This window comes from Ruegeria sp. BC2, assembly GCF_056539245.1.
Map to the genome: position 1 here is coordinate 1 of NZ_JBQFUQ010000002.1, position 18,654 is coordinate 18,654.

General features: G+C 59.9%; 13 protein-coding genes. 2 read left to right on the top strand and 11 right to left on the bottom strand.

Features of this window, described 5'->3' with window-relative positions:
* The 4 genes from ACR0CU_RS10305 to rpsL all read right to left on the bottom strand — a co-directional run.
* On the bottom strand, positions 1-91 hold a 91-nt coding region (locus tag ACR0CU_RS10305; RefSeq protein WP_215675807.1), incomplete at its 3' end, for a GTP-binding protein.
* Between the two features lie 60 nt (positions 92-151).
* Positions 152-2,269, bottom strand: a complete 2,118-nt coding sequence (gene fusA / locus ACR0CU_RS10310) for an elongation factor G (protein WP_170360942.1) — start codon at positions 2,267-2,269, stop codon at positions 152-154.
* A gap of 18 nt (positions 2,270-2,287) precedes the next feature.
* Positions 2,288-2,758 carry a 30S ribosomal protein S7 gene (gene rpsG, locus ACR0CU_RS10315; protein WP_093964348.1) on the bottom strand — a complete coding sequence of 157 codons (471 nt, stop codon included), beginning with the start codon at positions 2,756-2,758 and terminating at the stop codon, positions 2,288-2,290.
* Between the two features lie 15 nt (positions 2,759-2,773).
* Positions 2,774-3,145 carry a 30S ribosomal protein S12 gene (gene rpsL / locus ACR0CU_RS10320; RefSeq protein ID WP_005980675.1) on the bottom strand — a complete coding sequence of 124 codons (372 nt, stop codon included), beginning with the start codon at positions 3,143-3,145 and terminating at the stop codon, positions 2,774-2,776.
* 374 nt (positions 3,146-3,519) lie between these two features.
* Between rpsL and ACR0CU_RS10325 the strand changes: the two genes are divergently transcribed.
* Positions 3,520-4,326 carry a putative rhamnosyl transferase gene (locus ACR0CU_RS10325; protein ID WP_170525786.1) on the top strand — a complete coding sequence of 269 codons (807 nt, stop codon included), beginning with the start codon at positions 3,520-3,522 and terminating at the stop codon, positions 4,324-4,326.
* Here ACR0CU_RS10325 and ACR0CU_RS10330 read toward each other — a convergent pair.
* The 6 genes from ACR0CU_RS10330 to rplJ all read right to left on the bottom strand — a co-directional run bounded on the left by ACR0CU_RS10330 (position 4,311) and on the right by rplJ (position 16,286).
* Complete coding sequence (locus tag ACR0CU_RS10330; protein WP_480642994.1) at positions 4,311-5,180, bottom strand: DMT family transporter; 870 nt, start codon at positions 5,178-5,180, stop codon at positions 4,311-4,313. The genes ACR0CU_RS10325 and ACR0CU_RS10330 overlap by 16 nt on opposite strands.
* A 145-nt stretch (positions 5,181-5,325) precedes the next feature.
* Complete coding sequence (locus ACR0CU_RS10335; RefSeq protein WP_170447800.1) at positions 5,326-6,435, bottom strand: HlyD family secretion protein; 1,110 nt, start codon at positions 6,433-6,435, stop codon at positions 5,326-5,328.
* A gap of 195 nt (positions 6,436-6,630) precedes the next feature.
* A complete protein-coding gene (gene rpoC / locus ACR0CU_RS10340) occupies positions 6,631-10,872 on the bottom strand; it encodes a DNA-directed RNA polymerase subunit beta' (RefSeq protein ID WP_170360935.1) in 4,242 nt (1,413 codons plus the stop codon).
* Positions 10,873-10,922: 50 nt separating this feature from the next.
* Positions 10,923-15,059, bottom strand: a complete 4,137-nt coding sequence (gene rpoB / locus ACR0CU_RS10345) for a DNA-directed RNA polymerase subunit beta (RefSeq protein ID WP_170447798.1) — start codon at positions 15,057-15,059, stop codon at positions 10,923-10,925.
* A gap of 251 nt (positions 15,060-15,310) precedes the next feature.
* Positions 15,311-15,688 carry a 50S ribosomal protein L7/L12 gene (gene rplL / locus ACR0CU_RS10350; protein ID WP_093964343.1) on the bottom strand — a complete coding sequence of 126 codons (378 nt, stop codon included), beginning with the start codon at positions 15,686-15,688 and terminating at the stop codon, positions 15,311-15,313.
* Positions 15,689-15,767: 79 nt separating this feature from the next.
* Complete coding sequence (gene rplJ, locus ACR0CU_RS10355; RefSeq protein WP_093964423.1) at positions 15,768-16,286, bottom strand: 50S ribosomal protein L10; 519 nt, start codon at positions 16,284-16,286, stop codon at positions 15,768-15,770.
* A 331-nt stretch (positions 16,287-16,617) separates the two neighbouring features.
* Here rplJ and ACR0CU_RS10360 point away from each other — a divergent pair, with 331 nt between their 5' ends.
* A complete protein-coding gene (locus ACR0CU_RS10360) occupies positions 16,618-17,889 on the top strand; it encodes a DUF2254 domain-containing protein (RefSeq protein WP_170447796.1) in 1,272 nt (423 codons plus the stop codon).
* A 65-nt stretch (positions 17,890-17,954) separates the two neighbouring features.
* Here ACR0CU_RS10360 and rplA read toward each other — a convergent pair whose 3' ends face one another.
* The gene (gene rplA / locus ACR0CU_RS10365) at positions 17,955-18,653 is read right to left on the bottom strand and encodes a 50S ribosomal protein L1 (protein ID WP_170360931.1); all 699 of its coding nucleotides are present in this window, start codon (positions 18,651-18,653) and stop codon (positions 17,955-17,957) included.
* Position 18,654 lies beyond the last annotated feature (1 nt).

The following is an 18,654-nucleotide window of genomic DNA, read 5'->3' on the forward strand; positions in this document are numbered from 1 at the left end:
CTGCGGTCAGCGTCGTCTTGCCGTGGTCAACGTGGCCAATCGTGCCAATGTTGACGTGCGGTTTTGTACGCTCAAACTTTTCCTTTGCCATGATGGCCTCCTTTTTCGGAAATGAAGGGAGCCCGGGCAGCAGGCTCCCTCTATTTTTCGGTTATGCGTATTTTGCCTGGATCTCTTCCGCGATGTTCTGCGGAACCGGATCATAGTGGTCGAACTGCATGGTGAACTGGGCGCGGCCCGACGACATCGAACGCAGAGTGTTGATGTAGCCGAACATGTTGGCCAGCGGCACGAATGCGTCGATCGCAATCGCGTTGCCGCGCGGCTCTTGTCCAGACACCTGGCCCCGACGCGAAGTCAGGTCGCCGATGATACCGCCGGTGTACTCTTCCGGGGTGATCACTTCGACCTTCATGATCGGTTCCAGCAGTTTCGCGCCGGCCTTTTTCAGACCTTCGCGCATGCACATCCGCGCCGCGATTTCGAACGCCAGAACGCTCGAGTCGACGTCGTGGAATTTACCGTCCAACAGGGCAACCTTGAAGTCGATCACGGGGAAGCCGGCCAGCGGGCCGCTGTCCATGACGGACTGGATGCCTTTTTCGACACCCGGGATGTATTCCTTCGGAACGGCACCACCAACGATGCGGCTTTCGAACGAATAACCTTCGCCCGGTTCGGTCGGAGTGATCTCGAGCTTGACCTCAGCAAACTGACCCGAACCACCCGACTGTTTCTTGTGGGTGTAGGTGTGTTCGATCGGCATCGAGATGGTCTCACGATAGGCCACCTGCGGCGCACCGATGTTGGCTTCGACCTTGAACTCGCGCTTCAGACGGTCGACCAGGATGTCCAGGTGAAGTTCGCCCATGCCCTTCATGATGGTCTGACCCGATTCCAGGTCGGTTTCCACGCGGAAGGACGGGTCTTCGGCGGCCAAACGGGCCAGACCCTGAGACATCTTTTCCTGGTCGCCCTTGGTTTTGGGCTCGACCGCGATCTCGATCACCGGATCGGGGAAGGTCATGGTTTCCAGAACCACGGGATCCTTCGGATCGCACAGGGTGTCACCGGTGGTGGTGTCTTTCAGACCCGCCAGAGCGATGATGTCGCCTGCGAACGCCTCTTCGATCTCTTCCCGGTTGTTCGAGTGCATCATCATCATACGACCGATGCGCTCTTTCTTGCCTTTGGTCGAGTTCAGGATCGAGTCGCCCTTGTTCAGAACGCCCGAGTAGATCCGGGTGAAGGTCAGCGAGCCAACGAAGGGGTCGTTCATGATTTTGAACGCCAGGCCCGAGAAGGCCATGTCATCGTCAGCGCGACGCGCGATGTTGCGGACTTCTTCCTCGTCACCGGGTTTGAAGCCCATGTAGTCGACAACGTCCAGCGGGCTGGGCAGATAGTCGATCACGGCGTTGAGCAGCGGCTGAACACCTTTGTTCTTGAACGCCGAACCACCCAGAACCGGCACGAAGTGCAGCGCCAGGGTGCCCTTGCGCAGCAGTTTGCGCAGGGTCGGAATGTCGGGCTCGTTGCCTTCCAGGTATTCCATCATCGCGTCGTCGTCTTCTTCGACGGCCGCTTCGATCATCTTGCCGCGCCATTCTTCAGCCATGTCCTTCAGGCTGTCGCGGATCGGAGCTTTGACCCAGCTTGCGCCCAGGTCTTCGCCCTGCCACAGCCATTCTTCCATGGTGACCAGGTCGATCAGGCCTTCCAGCTCGTTCTCTGCACCGATCGGGATACCGACAGGGACGGCGCGCGCGCCGGTGCGGTCTTCGATCATGCGAACGCAGTTGAAGAAGTCGGCGCCGATCTTGTCCATCTTGTTGACGAAGACCATGCGCGGAACTTTGTAGCGGTCAGCCTGACGCCACACGGTTTCGGTCTGGGGTTCAACACCGGCGTTTGCGTCCAGAACGCAGACGGCACCGTCGAGAACCGCCAGCGAACGCTCGACTTCGATGGTGAAGTCAACGTGGCCGGGGGTGTCGATGATGTTCAGGCGGTGCTTGGGGGTATCGGCGGTCTGACCGTCCTCGGTGCGCTCCCAGAAGGTGGTGGTCGCAGCCGAAGTGATGGTGATGCCGCGTTCCTGCTCCTGCTCCATCCAGTCCATGGTGGCTGCACCATCGTGCACCTCACCGATGTTGTGGGATTTGCCGGTGTAATACAGGATACGCTCCGAGCAGGTGGTCTTGCCTGCATCGATGTGCGCCATGATACCGAAGTTACGGTATAGTTCGAGCGGATATTCGCGTGCCATTTGGATAAGCCTCTGGGATTACCAACGATAGTGGCTGAAGGCTTTGTTCGCCTCGGCCATCTTGTGGGTGTCTTCGCGCTTCTTAACGGCAGTACCGCGGGACTGTACGGCGTCCAGCAGTTCGCCGGCGAGGCGTTCTTCCATGGTGTTTTCGTTGCGGCCGCGCGCGGCGGTGATCAGCCAGCGGATGGCCAGAGCTTCGCGGCGCTCGGGGCGCACTTCGACCGGAACCTGGTAGGTTGCACCACCAACCCGGCGCGAGCGAACCTCGACCGACGGCTTGATGTTGTCGAGTGCTTCGTGGAACACCTCGACAGGAGCGCGTTTGATCTTGCTCTCAACGCGGTCGAAGGCGTTGTAGACGATACGCTCTGCGACCGACTTCTTGCCGTCGATCATCAGGTTGTTCATGAACTTGGTCAGGACCTTGTCGCCAAATTTGGCGTCAGGCAGGACTTCGCGTTTTTCGGCGGCGTGACGACGTGACATATCAGCCTCTCCTTCTTACTTGGGACGCTTCGCGCCGTATTTCGAACGACGTTGCTTACGGTCTTTGACGCCCTGGGTATCCAAAACACCACGCAGGATGTGGTAGCGGACACCCGGAAGGTCTTTCACACGGCCGCCACGGATCAGAACAACCGAGTGCTCTTGCAGGTTGTGGCTTTCACCCGGGATGTACGAAATGACTTCGTAACCGTTGGTCAGGCGCACCTTGGCAACCTTACGCATAGCCGAGTTCGGCTTTTTCGGCGTGGTGGTGTACACGCGGGTGCAGACGCCACGCTTCTGCGGGCACTGCTCCAGGTGCATGGACTTCGAGCGTTTTACTTTGGGCTGCCGCGGTTTGCGGATCAGCTGTTGAATAGTTGGCATTCCGGTTTCTTCCCCGTTTTGCAACACACATGACATGCACGCGCGTTGCGTGCGGCTAACTTCGCTGCGCCAATGCGTCCACAAGCGCAAAACCCGCGAGCGTTCCCATTCCGAGGTGAACGTCGCGGTTGGTTATCAGAGGGCGCGAACTGCAAAATTGTCCGGGCCTTGACCAGTTCAATACTGAAATCGGTTTTGGGGCGGCCCCCGGTACCGAGATGACGGGCGTATAGGGGGAGTCGGCCCGACTGTCAACAGCCCCGGCAGATGCCTGCCCGCCTTGCAGCCTTGCGTCGCGGCGGAAGCGACATCGGTTGCGGTGTCACATCCCTCAGGGCATAGTCCGCACTGGTGTATTCCTACCGGAAGTGAAGATGCAAGTCATTGGTCTGTGCCGTTTCTCCTACCCGGCCATCGGCGGGTTCCAGACCATGCACGAGTCGGTCGAAGCGCGCCGGCGCTATCTGTATGACCCCCGGCGTCTGGACGCGCGGTTCCGCCTGTTCGAGACCTGCGCCCTGCCCGCCCTACGCGCCCAGACGGATCCGCGGTTTCAGTTTCTGATCGTGACGGGGGCCTGCCTGCCTCGGGCCGCCCGTGATCGTCTGAACGACCTGACTTCGGGCATGAAACAAGTGCAAATCGTCTCGCGGGAACCCGGCCGGCATCGCTCTATCATGAAGGACGTCCTGAACCGGGCACGCTTGAACCCTGACCTGCCATGCCTGCAATTCCGTCATGATGACGACGATGCGATTGCGGTGGATTTCGTCGAATTGCTGCGCCGCGCGGTTCAGGACGCCGAAGGGCTGGTGCGGCGCAACAAGATGGTTGCCATCGATTTCAATCACGGCTTTCTTGCCCGGTTCGACGCCAGCGGAATCCAGGCCACGCCGGTTCACCGGTCCCTGCTGGGTGTTGGTTTTGGGATGTATGTGCGCGGCGGTTGTGAGCTGACGATCATGAACTTTGCCCACCAAAAGATCGGCAACTTCATGCCAGTCATCAGCCAGAACGAACCGCCGATGTGGGTGCGCAGTCTCAACGGGTTCAACGATTCACCCAACACCCGCACAAGCAAGGCCAAGCTGGAACCGTTGACCCCCGCTCTGGCAAAGCAGTTCGAAACCCGGTTTGCAATTGATCCGGCGGTGGTCCGACGCGTCTATTCGGACGCCTGAAGTGCCCGCTCGCGAAAGAGGGTGAACAGGCCCGCGGTGACCACCAGTGCGGCACCCAGCATGGTGATCCGGTCAGGCCAATCTCCGAATACCGCCCATCCCAGACCCAAGGCCCAGATCAGGCTCGAGTATCGGAACGGCGCGACAAAGCTGACCTCGCCGACGCGCATCACCATGACGCTGAAGAGATACCCCAGCAGGACGAAAACAGCCGCCGAGGCAATCAACATCCCCGACCCGGGCGTCATCGGCACCCAACCCTGAAAAGCCGAGGCAATTGCCGCACCGGTGGTAATCGTCAATGAGGTTGCCAAGGTAACGACCATCGATGGCACCTCGGGCGACATTCGGCGGGTGATCAAATCCCGAGCCGTCACGCAGATGACGGCAATCAGGGCATACATGGCGTAGATGCTGAACCCGTCCGGACCCGGTCGCACGATCAGCAACATGCCTGCAAACCCCAATGCAATGGCCATGATCCGCCGCCACCCGATCTGTTCCGAAAAGAACAGGGCCGCACCCAGGGTTACGGTCAGCGGCAGGGCCTGCAGAACCGCGGTCACATTGGCCAGCGGCATGTGCATCAAAGCCGTGAGGAAGAAGAACGTCGCCGACAATTCCGCCACGCAGCGAAAAGCCACCAACCAGCGGTCGTGCCGCCCGAACCGCAGATGCAATGCCCCCAGATGCCGCGCCAACGCAAAAACCAGGATGGTCGCCAACAACCCACGCAGAGCCACCAGTTGGAACAGTGGCACCTCCTGACCAGCCGCTTTGACCAGCGTGTCGTTCACAGTGAATGCGGCCATGCTGCCCATCATCAGCAGGGCGCCTTTGACGTTCGGTGTCATTGCCGTGGCCCGGTTTCAATCTGGTCCCGGCATTGGCATCTCACCTGAGCAGATTGTCAACTTGTGATACGGCCAATTCGATTTTGTTTGGTCCGTTCGCAGTTGTTCCTGATCACTGCCATGGGGCGGGTTTCTGCGTTGCCGCCTACAGGTAGTTCAGCTTCTGCGTGACCCAGAACAGAATCTCTGCAAGTGGCGAAATCGGCCCCGCCTTGTCAGTCATCACAAGCGCGGTGCCCGACGCGCCGAATTGAAGTGTTTCCAGAGGTACATCGCCAGGCAGTTCGATGAGGACCGGAAAGCTGGAGATCCCGACAAGTTCGCGCATCGAAGGTAAACCGGAGCGGAGATCCAATGCGCCCTCAGACAGGGCCGGCGGAAACCCCGAAATAGTTCCCGTGATCTCGGATCCCGGCTGGGTTCGCAGCGCCACACGTATTTCATCGCCAAGGCCGACATTGGAACGGCTGGATTGGGGCAGCGAGGCCACCAACGCGTGGTTCGTCGGATCTATGAAGGTCAATGCGCCCTGGAAGGTTGTCGCGCGATTGCCCGGGCGCAGCGTGACCGCACTGACGATCCCGTCGCCCGGCGCGTAGACTTCCGTCTGCTTGAGGTTCCATTCGGCCTGCGCAAGCGCCTGTTCGGCCTCCACGACCGCCACATCCTCACCGTCGATCTGAGCTGCGATCCGGCGCTCCAGCCCCGCTTTTCGCGCTTCTGCTGCACGAATGCTTGCGGTGAGCTGTTCGATCGTCGCGACCGCTTCCTGCAGTTTGAAGGTGGTGGATGCGCCACGCTCTTCCAGTTGAACGATGTCATCCCGCCGCCGCTGCCCAAAAACAAGTTGCGCGGTCAATGAAGCGATATCGGCTTCGGCAGCCGCCAGATCCGTGGTCAATTGGTCCGCTGCCGACCGGGCGGCTTCCAGAGATGCCTCCAGCCGCGCTACCTCGAGCACGTAGAACTCGGGATCGATTCTGAACAAGAGATCGCCTTCGTTGACCTTCTGGTTCGGCTCAACGGCAACTTCGACGACCGTTCCGGAGACATTAGGCACAATGCTTGTCTGAACACCCAGAACCGACACAGGCCCCGTAGGCGCCGTGTGGTTGAGTGCGCCGATGACAACCAACGCGACGACGGCGGCCCCACCGTATGAAACGGTCTTCCAGAAGCCATTCCAGGGCAGCAGGCTGAACTTGGAGAAGACCAGCCAAATCACGCCAAAATACAATCCAAGGACTATGAGCATCCGATCAAGACCCGTGTTGAGATCCAAACAGTGATGACGGGAGCAATTCCATTACCACATTCTGATTTTTGAGTATGCAGCAGTTCCGTTTGAAATCACAGTGTTTGGATCGAACCCTGGCCGCTTCCGGCACCGGCCGAAACAAAAAAGGCCCCGCGGAACCGCAGGGCCTTTCTGAGTTTCTCGTCGCCGATATTATTCGCGGCTTTCCGGAGTTTCCACCAGCGAGTCCAGCTCATCGCCGACCATGTCATCATCCATCATCGGAGCGGCCAGCGCGGCTGCGGCCTCGGCCTCTTCGCGACGTGCCTCAATGACGACATTGTCACGCTGCTGCGCGATCTGGCGGACACGCTGTGTCGCACCACCGGTACCGGCCGGGATCAGACGGCCGACGATGACGTTCTCTTTCAGGCCAACCAGCTTGTCCTTCTTGCCCTGAACCGAAGCTTCGGTCAGCACGCGGGTGGTTTCCTGGAACGATGCCGCCGAGATGAACGAACGCGTTTGCAGCGAAGCCTTGGTGATCCCCAGCAGGATCGGCTCGCCCTGGGCCGGACGACCACCGCGGGCGATGGTCTTCTCGTTGGCCGCGTCGAACTCCTGTTTGTCGACATGCTCGCCCTTCAGCAGGGTGGTGTCGCCCGAGTCCAGGATCTCCCACTTCTGCAGCATCTGGCGTACGATGACTTCGATGTGCTTGTCGTTGATCTTCACGCCCTGCAGACGATAGACGTCCTGCACCTCGTCGATCATGTAATCCGCCAGCGCTTCGACACCCATGATGGACAGGATGTCGTGCGGAGCCGGGTTACCGTCCATGATGTAGTCACCCTTCTGCACGAAGTCGCCTTCCTGCACCGGGATGTGCTTGCCCTTGGGCACCATGTACTCGATCGTCTCCAGCGACTCGTCGACCGGCTCGATGCTGATGCGGCGCTTGTTCTTGTAATCGCGGCCAAAGCGCACGTAACCATCGGCTTCCGCGATGATTGCGTGATCTTTCGGACGACGCGCTTCGAACAGTTCGGCCACACGCGGCAGACCACCGGTGATGTCCTTGGTCTTGGCGCCTTCACGCGGAATACGCGCAACAACGTCACCGGCTTCGATCTTCTGACCGTCTTCGACCGACAGGATCGCGTCCACAGACATCGGATAGTGAACCGGGTTGCCCGCATCGTTGCGGACCGGCTCGCCATTGTCATCCACAAGAATGATCTCGGGCTTCAGATCGCTGCCTTTGGGGGCGGCGCGCCAGTCGATCACGATCTTCTGGGTCATGCCGGTTGCATCGTCGGTCTCGTCGCGGACAGCAATGCCCGAAACCAGGTCGACGTATTTTGCGGTACCGGCTTTCTCGGCGATGATCGGCAGGGTGTAGGGGTCCCACTCGAACAGCTTGTCGCCGCGCTTGACCTTGGTGCCTTCCTTGACGAACAGCTTCGAGCCGTAGCCCAGCTTGAAGCTGGCGCGTTCTTCGCCGTGTTCGTCGTTGATCACCAGCTTCATGTTCCGGCCCATGACCAGGCTTTCGCCGGCGGCATTGACCAGGATCTGCGGGTTCTCAAAGGCAACGACACCGTCCTGGTTCGCTTCCTGGAACGACTGCTGACCACCTTGCGCAACGCCACCGATGTGGAAGGTCCGCATCGTCAGCTGCGTACCCGGTTCACCGATCGACTGCGCGGCGATGATGCCGACAGCCTCACCGGTGTTCACCATGGTCCCGCGTGCAAGGTCACGACCGTAGCAGGTTGCACAGACGCCTTCCTCGGACTCACAAGTCAGAGGCGAGCGGATGCGCATCGAGGCAACACCGGCCTCGTCGATCGTATCGGCCATGCGTTCGTCGATCAGCTGTCCGGCGGCGACGATGACCTCGTCGGTTCCCGGACGCAGAACGTCATCTGCGGCCACACGGCCCAGAACGCGTTCCGCCAGCGACGCGACGACTTCACCGTCATTGACCGCAGCTTCGGCCGTGATCGCACGGTCGGTTCCACAATCAACCTCGCGCACGATGCAATCCTGCGCCACGTCAACAAGACGACGGGTCAGGTAGCCCGAGTTCGCCGTCTTCAGAGCGGTATCCGACAGACCCTTACGGGCACCGTGGGTCGAGTTGAAGTATTCAAGAACGGTCAGACCTTCCTTGAAGTTCGAGATGATCGGCGTCTCGATGATGTCGCCGTTCGGCTTGGCCATCAGGCCGCGCATGCCGCCCAGCTGCTTCATCTGGGTCACCGAGCCACGCGCACCGGAGTGCGCCATCATGTAGACCGAGTTCGGCTCTTTGTCGGCGCCGCCCTCATCCTTGGCCACGGCCGAGATGGTGCGCATCATGGCTTCGGTTACGCGGTCGTTACACTTCGACCAGGCATCGACAACCTTGTTGTACTTTTCGCCCTGAGTGATCAGGCCGTCCATGTACTGCTGTTCGAAGTCTTTCACTTGTTCGCGAGTTTCGTCCACGATGCCCCACTTGTCCTCGGGGATCACCATGTCGTCCTTGCCGAACGAAATACCGGCCTTGAAAGCTTCCTTGAAGCCCATCGACATGATCTGGTCGCAGAAGATCACCGACTCTTTCTGACCGCAGTAGCGGTAGACGGTGTCGATCACCTGCTGCACTTCTTTCTTCCGCAGCAGACGGTTGACCAGTTCAAACGGTGCCTTGTTGTTCTTGGGCAGCAAAGCCCCCAAGCGAACACGGCCCGGCGTGGTTTCAAAACGCTTCTGAACCTCGTTGCCTTCTTCGTCGATCTGGGTGATCCGCGCGGTGATTTTCGAGTGCAGGTGCACCTCGCCCGCGTCCAGCGCGTGCTGGACTTCGTCGATCGAACCAAAGACCTTGCCTTCGCCGGGCATGCCTTCGCGTTCCAGGGTCACGTAGTAGAGACCCAGGATCATGTCCTGCGACGGAACGATGATCGGAGCGCCGTTTGCAGGCGACAGAACGTTGTTCGTCGACATCATCAGAACACGCGCTTCCAGCTGCGCCTCAAGGCTCAGCGGGACGTGAACGGCCATCTGGTCACCGTCGAAGTCGGCGTTGAAGGCCGAACAGACCAGCGGGTGCAGCTGGATGGCTTTACCTTCGATCAGGACCGGCTCGAACGCCTGAATGCCAAGACGGTGCAGTGTCGGCGCACGGTTCAGCATGACTGGGTGTTCGCGGATCACCTCGTCGAGGATATCCCACACTTCGGGACGCTCTTTCTCGACCAGCTTCTTCGCCTGCTTCACGGTCGAAGACAGACCCTTGGCTTCAAGGCGCGAGTAGATGAACGGCTTGAACAGTTCCAGCGCCATCTTCTTGGGCAGACCACACTGGTGCAGCTTGAGTTCCGGACCGGTCACGATGACCGAACGGCCCGAGAAGTCGACGCGCTTACCCAGAAGGTTCTGACGGAAGCGGCCCTGCTTGCCTTTCAGCATGTCCGACAGCGATTTCAGCGGACGCTTGTTGGCGCCGGTGATCACGCGGCCACGACGGCCGTTGTCAAACAGAGCATCAACAGATTCCTGCAGCATCCGCTTTTCGTTGCGGACGATGATGTCAGGTGCACGCAGTTCGATCAGGCGCTTCAGACGGTTGTTCCGGTTGATGACACGGCGATACAGATCGTTCAGATCCGAAGTCGCAAAACGGCCACCATCCAGCGGAACCAGCGGACGCAGTTCCGGCGGAATGACCGGGATCACGGTCATCACCATCCACTCGGGGCGGTTGCCCGACTCGAGGAAGGATTCAACAACCTTCAGACGCTTGATGATCTTCTTGGGCTTCAACTCGCCGGTTGCTTCGGCCAGATCAGCGCGCAGCTGCTCGGCTTCGGCTTCCAGATCGATCTGGGCCAGCATCTCACGGATGGCTTCGGCACCGATATTCGCGGTGAACGCGTCCATGCCATAGGCATCCTGCGCGTCCATGTACTCTTCCTCGGTCAGCATCTGGCCGTAGGTCAGGTCCGTCAGACCGGGCTCGATGACGACGTAGTTTTCAAAGTACAGAACGCGTTCCAGATCGCGCAGCGTCATGTCCAACATCAGACCGATGCGGGACGGCAGCGATTTCAGGAACCAGATATGTGCGACGGGCGCGGCCAACTCGATGTGGCCCATACGCTCGCGGCGAACCTTCTGCAGGGTGACTTCCACACCGCATTTCTCGCAGACAACGCCGCGATACTTCATCCGCTTATATTTGCCGCACAGGCATTCGTAGTCTTTGATCGGGCCAAAGATACGCGCGCAGAACAGGCCGTCACGCTCGGGCTTGAACGTCCGGTAGTTGATGGTTTCGGGCTTCTTGATCTCGCCATAGGACCAAGACAGGATCCGCTCGGGCGACGCCAGCGAGACCTTGATCTCGTCGAAAACCTTGGGCGGCGTCAGCGGGTTGAACGGGTTGTTGGTGATTTCCTGGTTCATTTGTTACCTCAAATCTTGCGGAAGGGGGGACGGGAGAAAGGGCAGCGCCCTTACTCCTCAACCTCCGCATCCAGGAGTTCCATATTCAGGCCGAGGCCACGGACTTCTTTAACCAGAACGTTGAACGATTCCGGTACGCCCGCCTCGAAGTTATCCTCGCCCTTGACGATCGACTCATAGACCTTGGTCCGGCCGGCGACGTCATCCGATTTCACGGTGAGCATCTCCTGCAGGGTGTAGGCGGCGCCGTAAGCTTCCAGAGCCCAGACCTCCATCTCACCAAAGCGCTGACCACCGAACTGCGCCTTGCCACCCAGCGGCTGCTGGGTCACCAGGCTGTACGGCCCGGTCGAACGCGCGTGGATCTTGTCGTCCACCAGGTGGTGCAGTTTCAGCAGATACTTGATGCCCACGGTCACCGGACGCGCGAACTGCTCGCCGGTGCGGCCGTCGAACAGGATCGACTGACCGCTTTCCGAGAAACCGGCGCGGATCAGCGCGTCATTGACGTCGGCCTCTTTGGCGCCGTCAAAGACCGGGGTTGCGATCGGAACACCGCGGGTCACGTTGCTGGCCGCTTCGATCAGCTGATCCTCGTCCATGCCGCTGATGCCCTCTTCGTAGACATCCTCGCCATAGGCGTGTTTCATCGCGTCACGGACCGGCGTCAGGTCGCCCGAGCGGCGGTATTCCTGCAGCGCCTCGTCGATCTTCAGACCCAGACCGCGCGCGGCCCAACCCATGTGGGTTTCAAGGATCTGACCGACGTTCATACGCGACGGCACGCCCAGAGGGTTCAGACAGAAGTCGACCGGAGTACCATCCGCAAGGAACGGCATGTCCTCCATAGGCACGACCTTCGAGATCACACCCTTGTTCCCGTGACGGCCGGCCATCTTGTCGCCCGGCTGCAGCTTGCGCTTCACGGCGATGAAGACCTTGACCATCTTCATCACGCCGGGCGGCAGGTCGTCGCCACGGCGGACCTTCTCGACCTTGTCCTCGAAACGGGCATCCAGGGCGCGTTTCTGCACCTCATACTGCTCGTTCAGAGCCTCGACGATCTGGGCGTCCTTCTCGTCTTCCAGCGCCAGCTGCCACCACTGACCGCGGGTCAGCGATTCGAGAAGCTCTTCGGTGATCTCCGAGCCCGCCTTGATGCCTTTCGGCCCCTTGACGGCGGTTTTGCCCAGGATCATCGACTTGAGACGCGCATAGATGTTGCGGTCAAGGATGGCCAGTTCGTCGTCCCGGTCACGGGCCAGACGTTCGACTTCCTCACGCTCGATCTGCAGCGCACGCTCGTCTTTCTCGACACCGTGACGGTTGAAGACGCGGACTTCGACGACCGTACCGTAATCGCCCGGTTTCACGCGCAGCGAGGTATCGCGCACGTCAGATGCCTTTTCACCAAAGATGGCGCGCAGCAGCTTTTCTTCCGGGGTCATCGGGCTTTCGCCCTTCGGAGTGATCTTGCCGACCAGAATATCGCCCGGCTCGACGTCCGCACCGATGTAAACGATGCCCGCCTCGTCGAGGTTGCGCAGCGCTTCTTCACCGACGTTCGGGATGTCGCGGGTGATCTCTTCCGGACCCAGCTTGGTGTCACGGGCGGCGACTTCGAATTCCTCGATATGGACCGAGGTAAAGACGTCATCACGCGCGATGCGTTCCGAGATCAGGATCGAGTCTTCGTAGTTGTAACCGTTCCACGGCATGAACGCGACGACCACGTTCTTGCCCAGAGCCAGTTCACCCATATCGGTCGACGGACCATCAGCGATGACCTCGCCCTTTTGGACGGTGTCACCCACCTTGATCAGCGGACGCTGGTTGATGCAGGTGTTCTGGTTCGAACGCTGGAACTTGCGCAGACGATAGATGTCAACGCCAGCGTCGCCCAGTTCCAGATCTTCGGTGGCCCGGATAACGATACGCTGGGCATCAACCTGGTCGATGATGCCGGCACGTTTCGCCTGGATCGCAGCACCCGAGTCGATCGCAACCTTTTCCTCAATCCCGGTACCGACCAGCGGCGCCTCGGCCCGCAGCAGCGGAACCGCCTGACGTTGCATGTTCGAGCCCATCAGAGCGCGGTTGGCGTCGTCATTTTCAAGGAACGGGATCAGCGAGGCCGCAACCGAGACCAGCTGCTTCGGCGAAACGTCGATCAGGTCCACGTTCTCGCGCGGGGCAAGCGTGTAGTCACCGGCCTGACGGGTCGAGACCAGATCGTTGATGAACTTGCCATCCGTATCCAACGTCGCGTTGGCCTGGGCCACGGTGTGACGCATTTCCTCGGTCGCGGACATGTAGTGGACCTCATCGGTCACCTGCCCGCCTTTCACGACGCGATAGGGGGTTTCGATGAAACCGTACTTGTTCACGCGGGCAAAGGTGGCCAGCGAGTTGATCAGACCGATGTTCGGGCCTTCCGGCGTTTCAATCGGGCACATCCGGCCATAGTGGGTCGGGTGGACGTCGCGCACCTCAAAGCCCGCACGCTCGCGCGTCAGACCACCCGGGCCAAGCGCCGACAGGCGGCGTTTGTGGGTGACTTCCGACAGCGGGTTGGTCTGGTCCATGAACTGCGACAGCTGCGAGCTGCCGAAGAATTCACGCACGGCGGCCGCCGCCGGTTTCGCGTTGATCAGGTCCTGCGGCATGACGGTGTCGATCTCGACCGACGACATGCGCTCTTTGATGGCGCGTTCCATGCGCAGCAGGCCGACGCGGTACTGGTTTTCCATCAATTCGCCGACCGAGCGCACACGACGGTTGCCCAGGTGGTCGATGTCGTCCACGTCGCCCTTGCCGTCACGCAGCTCGACCAGTGCCTTGATGCAGGCCACGATGTCTTCGCGGCGCAGAGTCCGCAGGGTGTCCGGAGCATCCAGGTTCAGGCGCATGTTCATCTTCACGCGGCCAACGGCCGACAGATCATAGCGCTCGCTGTCGAAGAACAGGGTATCGAACAGAGCCGACGCGGCCTCGACGGTGGGTGGCTCGCCTGGGCGCATGACGCGGTAGATGTCCATCAGCGCGCTTTCGCGGCCCATGTTCTTGTCCTGCGCCATGGTGTTGCGGATGTACGGACCGACGTTGATGTTGTCGATGTCCAGAACCGGAATGTCGGTGATGCCGGCATCGATCAGCTCCTTCACGGTGCCGCCGATCAGCTCGCCATCCTTGTCATATTCCAGGGTCAGCTCATCACCGGCTTCGACATAGATCGCACCGGTTTCTTCATTGATGATGTCCTTGGCGACGAACTTGCCCACGATGTGGTCGAACGGCACCAGAAGGTCAGTGACCTTGCCCTCGTCAATCAGCTGTTTGACCGCGCGCGGGGTGACCTTCTTGCCGGCTTCGGCAATCACTTCACCGCTTTTTGCGTCGATCAGGTCATAGGTGGGGCGGGTGCCGCGCACACGTTCGGGGAAGAACGGGGTGACCCAGCCCTTCTTCTTGTTCAGCTTGTAGGACACGGTGTCGTAATACGCGTCCATGATCGCCTCCTGGTCCAGGCCCAGGGCATAGAGCAGCGTGGTCACCGGCAGTTTGCGGCGACGGTCGATGCGTGCGTAGACGATGTCCTTGGCGTCGAACTCGAAGTCCAGCCAGCTGCCGCGGTACGGGATAATGCGGCAGGCAAACAGCAGCTTGCCCGAGGAGTGAGTCTTGCCCTTGTCGTGGTCGAAGAACACACCGGGCGACCGGTGCATCTGGGACACGATCACGCGCTCGGTGCCGTTCACGATGAAGGTGCCGTTCGGCGTCATCAGGGGCATGTCGCCCATGAACACGTCCTGTTCCTTGATGTCCTTGACCGATTTGGCCCCGGTGTCTTCGTCGACATCAAACACGATCAGGCGCAGAGTGACCTTCAGCGGCGCGCTGTAGGTCATATCGCGCTGCATGCACTCTTCAACGTCGTATTTCGGCTTTTCCAGCTCGTATTTCACGAATTCCAGCACGGAAGTTTCGTTGAAATCCTTGATCGGAAAGACCGATTGGAACACGCCATTGATACCTTCGCCGTCGGTCGGCTGGTCGGCATCGCCAGAGCGCAGGAATAGATCATAGGAGGATTTCTGGACCTCGATGAGGTTCGGCATTTCCAGGACTTCGCGGATTTTGCCGTAGTATTTCCGAAGACGTTTCTGGCCAAGGAACGATTGAGCCATGTCAGATGTCACCTTTCGATGTTCTCAGCGGGCAAAAACACCGTCGGGCCCCGGCGCCTTGCACATACGAGACGACACGTCCGGATCAATTCGTGGCCACCGTCCCGAATGGTAGCCTCCCGATCCGCGAACCGCGTCTTAGAAAACGCCCCAGCACATGAGGCCCTTTCTAAGACAGGTTCGGCTGGACCCGGATTTCTCCGGGCCCAGCCAAATTCCACGGCGCATCCGCGATGCACCGAAAGACAGGCTTAGGCCAGCTCGACCTCGGCGCCAGCTGCTTCCAGCTTGCCCTTGATCTCTTCGGCTTCTGCCTTGTCCACGCCTTCTTTGATCTTGCCGCCGGCTTCGACCAGTTCCTTGGCTTCTTTCAGGCCCAGGCCGGTGATGCCGCGAACTTCTTTGATGACGTTGATTTTCGAAGCGCCGGCGTTCTTCAGAACGACGTCGAATTCGGTTTTCTCTTCCTCAGCTGCACCGCCGGCATCGCCAGCTGCGCCTGCGACCATGACGGCGCCGCCAGCTGCGGGCTCGATGCCGTACTCGTCCTTGAGGATGGTTTTCAGTTCTTGTGCTTCCAGCAGGGTCAGACCAACGATCTCTTCTGCCAGTTTCTTCAGATCAGCCATTGTATCAGCTCTTTCCGTTTACAGTGTGTGTTCCAACGTCAGGGCATGTGCCCCACGCAGATCATTCAGTGCCAACCGCTTACGCAGCTTCCGCCTTCTCTTCGATGGTGGAAAGGATGCTTGCGATGTTGCTTGCAGGTGCGCCAATTGCACCGGCGATGTTCGAAGCAGGCGCGCCGATGCAACCCACGATCGAAGCAATAAGCTCTTCACGCGACGGCATTTTCGACACGGCTGTAACACCAGCCCGGTCCAGAGCGTTCTCGCCCATTGCACCGCCAAGGATCTCGAACTTCTGGTTCTCCTTGGCGAAGTCCTCGGCCACCTTGGCTGCTGCCACGGGGTCCTCGGAATAGGTCAGAACAGTCATACCCGTCAGCAGGTCAGCAATGCTCGCACATGGCTTACCGTCGAGGGCGATTTTGGCGAGCCTGTTCTTGGCAACACGCACGGAGCCGCCCGCGTCACGAGCACGTGCGCGAAGGTCCTGCATCTCGGCAACTGTCAGACCGGCGTAGTGAGCAACCACTACGACGCCAGAGCTTTCGAAGATTTGGCCGAGTTCCTCGACCACTTTCTCTTTCTGGGCTCTATCCACAGTTCTCTCCAAGTTAGGGGCGATATTTCACCCCGGCTCATATTTGCCGAGGGCTGCGCCCCGGCGTTCAGGTCCGTTGTTACGGGATTGGCCAAAATGCGCCCGAGGGTCAGGACCCTCGAAATTCTTTGGTCTTACCCGTCTCAGGCAGGGAATTAAGGGGCCGGAAGGACCCACCCACCGTCTTGGACGAAACGAAATAAAGCGCACGACGAATCGCACGCTTTATTCCGCAGCCCTCTTTAGGGCAGATGGCCGGGGTTTCCAAGGGGTAAATTGACCGAACCCCAAGCCGGTAGACAATGACCGCAAACCCGAACAGGATCAACGGATGATCAAGTTGAAATCCATTTCCAAGCCGCAATTCCTGTTTCGTCAGATTTCTCGCCAATTATGGGTTCGAACCAGCCTGATTGCTGCTCTCGCCGTGGTCAGCGCGGGGATTGGCACCTACCTCGGTGGCTTCGTCCCCGACTTTCTCGCACAACGGCTGAGCACCGAGGCCGTGGCAAAGATCCTCGGCATTCTGGCGTCATCCATGCTAGCGGTCACGACCTTTTCGCTGTCGATCATGGTCGCGGCACAGCGATGGGCCTCGAACCAGTCCTCCCCCCGCGCCCAGCAGGTGATCGAAGAAGACAGTGTCTCGCAAAATGTGCTGGCCACGTTTCTCGGCGCATTCATCTTCGCGCTCGTATCGCTGATCCTTGTCGAAACCGGGGTCTACACCCAGCAATCCATCGCCGTTGCGCTTGCGTTCACCTTGGTGGTGATCTTTTTGGTGACACTGGCGCTCTTGCTCTGGATCGACCAATTGCCCAGCTATGGCAGCATCTCCGAAACGGCACGCAAGATAGAAAAAAACGCCAGGGACACCATGACCCGAGCCATGGAACTGCCGTGCCTCGGCGCCATTCCATATCAAGCCGCCGCGGATGTTCCGCGAACCGGGCACGACGTGCGGGCCAGTTCGACTGGGAACGTGCGCCACGTGGATGTCGGCATGCTGCATTCCTGCGCCGAAGAGAACGACTGCGAGATCTGGATCATGGCGCTGCCGGGGCAGTTCGTGACCGAAGGCCAACCCCTGGCCAGAGCGACCCGGAAAATGGATGGTGAAACCATCCGGGAAGCCTTCGTGATCGGGACCGAGCGCAGCTTCAATCAAGACCCCCGCTTTGGCATTCAAACCCTGTCGGAAATCGCACAGCGCGCGCTCTCGCCGGGTATCAACGACCCGATGACGGCAATTCAGATGGTCGAGAGGTTGCTGCGGGTTCTCCTGCCACTTGGCTCGCGGCCCACCCAGCCCGCCGACCCGCAATTCCCGAGAATCCATGCCCCGGAAATCGCGATCGACACATTCCTGCGTGACGCTTATGCGGCCATTTCCCGGGATGCCGGCGACAAGGTCGAAGTCCACGAGGCCATTCTCAGCGCGCTGACCCGACTGACGCAGACTCAAGACGGAGCAATGACAACCGCGGCGCGGGCGGCTGCGAACCAGGCATTGACCGTTGCCGAGCGCGACCTCAGGCTGGAGGCTGACAAGGCACGCGTGCGCGAAATACCCAATCAGGTCACAGTCGAACCTGCTATCTGAGAGCAAAAGAAAACCCCGGGCAGCATGACCGCCCGGGGTTCGAATTTCCGAAAGAACGTGTCAGCTTATTCGCCCGAAGCTTGCGCCACATCCACGGTCACGCCGGGGCCCATGGTCGAGCTCAGCGCGATTTTCTTCATATAGGTGCCCTTGGCGCCCGACGGCTTCGCCTTGGCAACGGCCGAGATGAAGGCGCGGACGTTTTCCGCCAGCTTGGCTTCGTCGAACGACGCCTTGCCGACGCCTGCGTGCACGACACCACCTTTTTCCGCCTTGAACTGAACTTCACCGCCCTTGGCTGCTTCCACGGCCGCTTTCACGTCCATGGTCACGGTGCCGACCTTGGGGTTCGGCATCAGGTTGCGGGGGCCCAGAACCTTACCCAGACGACCGACGATCGGCATCATGTCCGGGGTTGCGATGCAACGGTCAAAGTCGATGTTGCCGGCCTGGATGCTTTCCATCAGGTCCTCGGCGCCGACGATGTCCGCACCGGCTTCTTTCGCCTCTTCAGCCTTGGGGCCGCGCGCGAAGACAGCAACGCGCATGTCCTTGCCGGTACCGTTCGGCAAACCGACGACGCCGCGCACCATCTGGTCTGCGTGACGGGTGTCGACGCCCAGGTTCATGGCGATTTCGATGGTTTCGTCAAACTTCGAGGTTGCGTTGGCCTTGACCAGTGCAACTGCCTCTTCGACCGACAGGTTTTCCTTGCCGGCGACGGCTTCGCGCGCTGCGCGGGTACGTTTACCGAGTTTTGCCATC

What these genes read in the sequence shown, in the direction of transcription:
- rpoC (WP_170360935.1), bottom strand. Translation starts at nt 10,872, where the DNA reads ATGAACCAGGAAATCACCAACAACCCGTTCAACCCGCTGACGCCGCCC.
- ACR0CU_RS10330 (WP_480642994.1), bottom strand. Translation starts at nt 5,180, where the DNA reads ATGACACCGAACGTCAAAGGCGCCCTGCTGATGATGGGCAGCATGGCC.
- fusA (WP_170360942.1), bottom strand. Translation starts at nt 2,269, where the DNA reads ATGGCACGCGAATATCCGCTCGAACTATACCGTAACTTCGGTATCATG.
- ACR0CU_RS10360 (WP_170447796.1), top strand. Translation starts at nt 16,618, where the DNA reads ATGATCAAGTTGAAATCCATTTCCAAGCCGCAATTCCTGTTTCGTCAG.
- ACR0CU_RS10325 (WP_170525786.1), top strand. Translation starts at nt 3,520, where the DNA reads ATGCAAGTCATTGGTCTGTGCCGTTTCTCCTACCCGGCCATCGGCGGG.
- rpsL (WP_005980675.1), bottom strand. Translation starts at nt 3,145, where the DNA reads ATGCCAACTATTCAACAGCTGATCCGCAAACCGCGGCAGCCCAAAGTA.
- ACR0CU_RS10335 (WP_170447800.1), bottom strand. Translation starts at nt 6,435, where the DNA reads ATGCTCATAGTCCTTGGATTGTATTTTGGCGTGATTTGGCTGGTCTTC.
- rpsG (WP_093964348.1), bottom strand. Translation starts at nt 2,758, where the DNA reads ATGTCACGTCGTCACGCCGCCGAAAAACGCGAAGTCCTGCCTGACGCC.
- rplA (WP_170360931.1), bottom strand. Translation starts at nt 18,653, where the DNA reads ATGGCAAAACTCGGTAAACGTACCCGCGCAGCGCGCGAAGCCGTCGCC.
- rpoB (WP_170447798.1), bottom strand. Translation starts at nt 15,059, where the DNA reads ATGGCTCAATCGTTCCTTGGCCAGAAACGTCTTCGGAAATACTACGGC.
- rplL (WP_093964343.1), bottom strand. Translation starts at nt 15,688, where the DNA reads ATGGCTGATCTGAAGAAACTGGCAGAAGAGATCGTTGGTCTGACCCTG.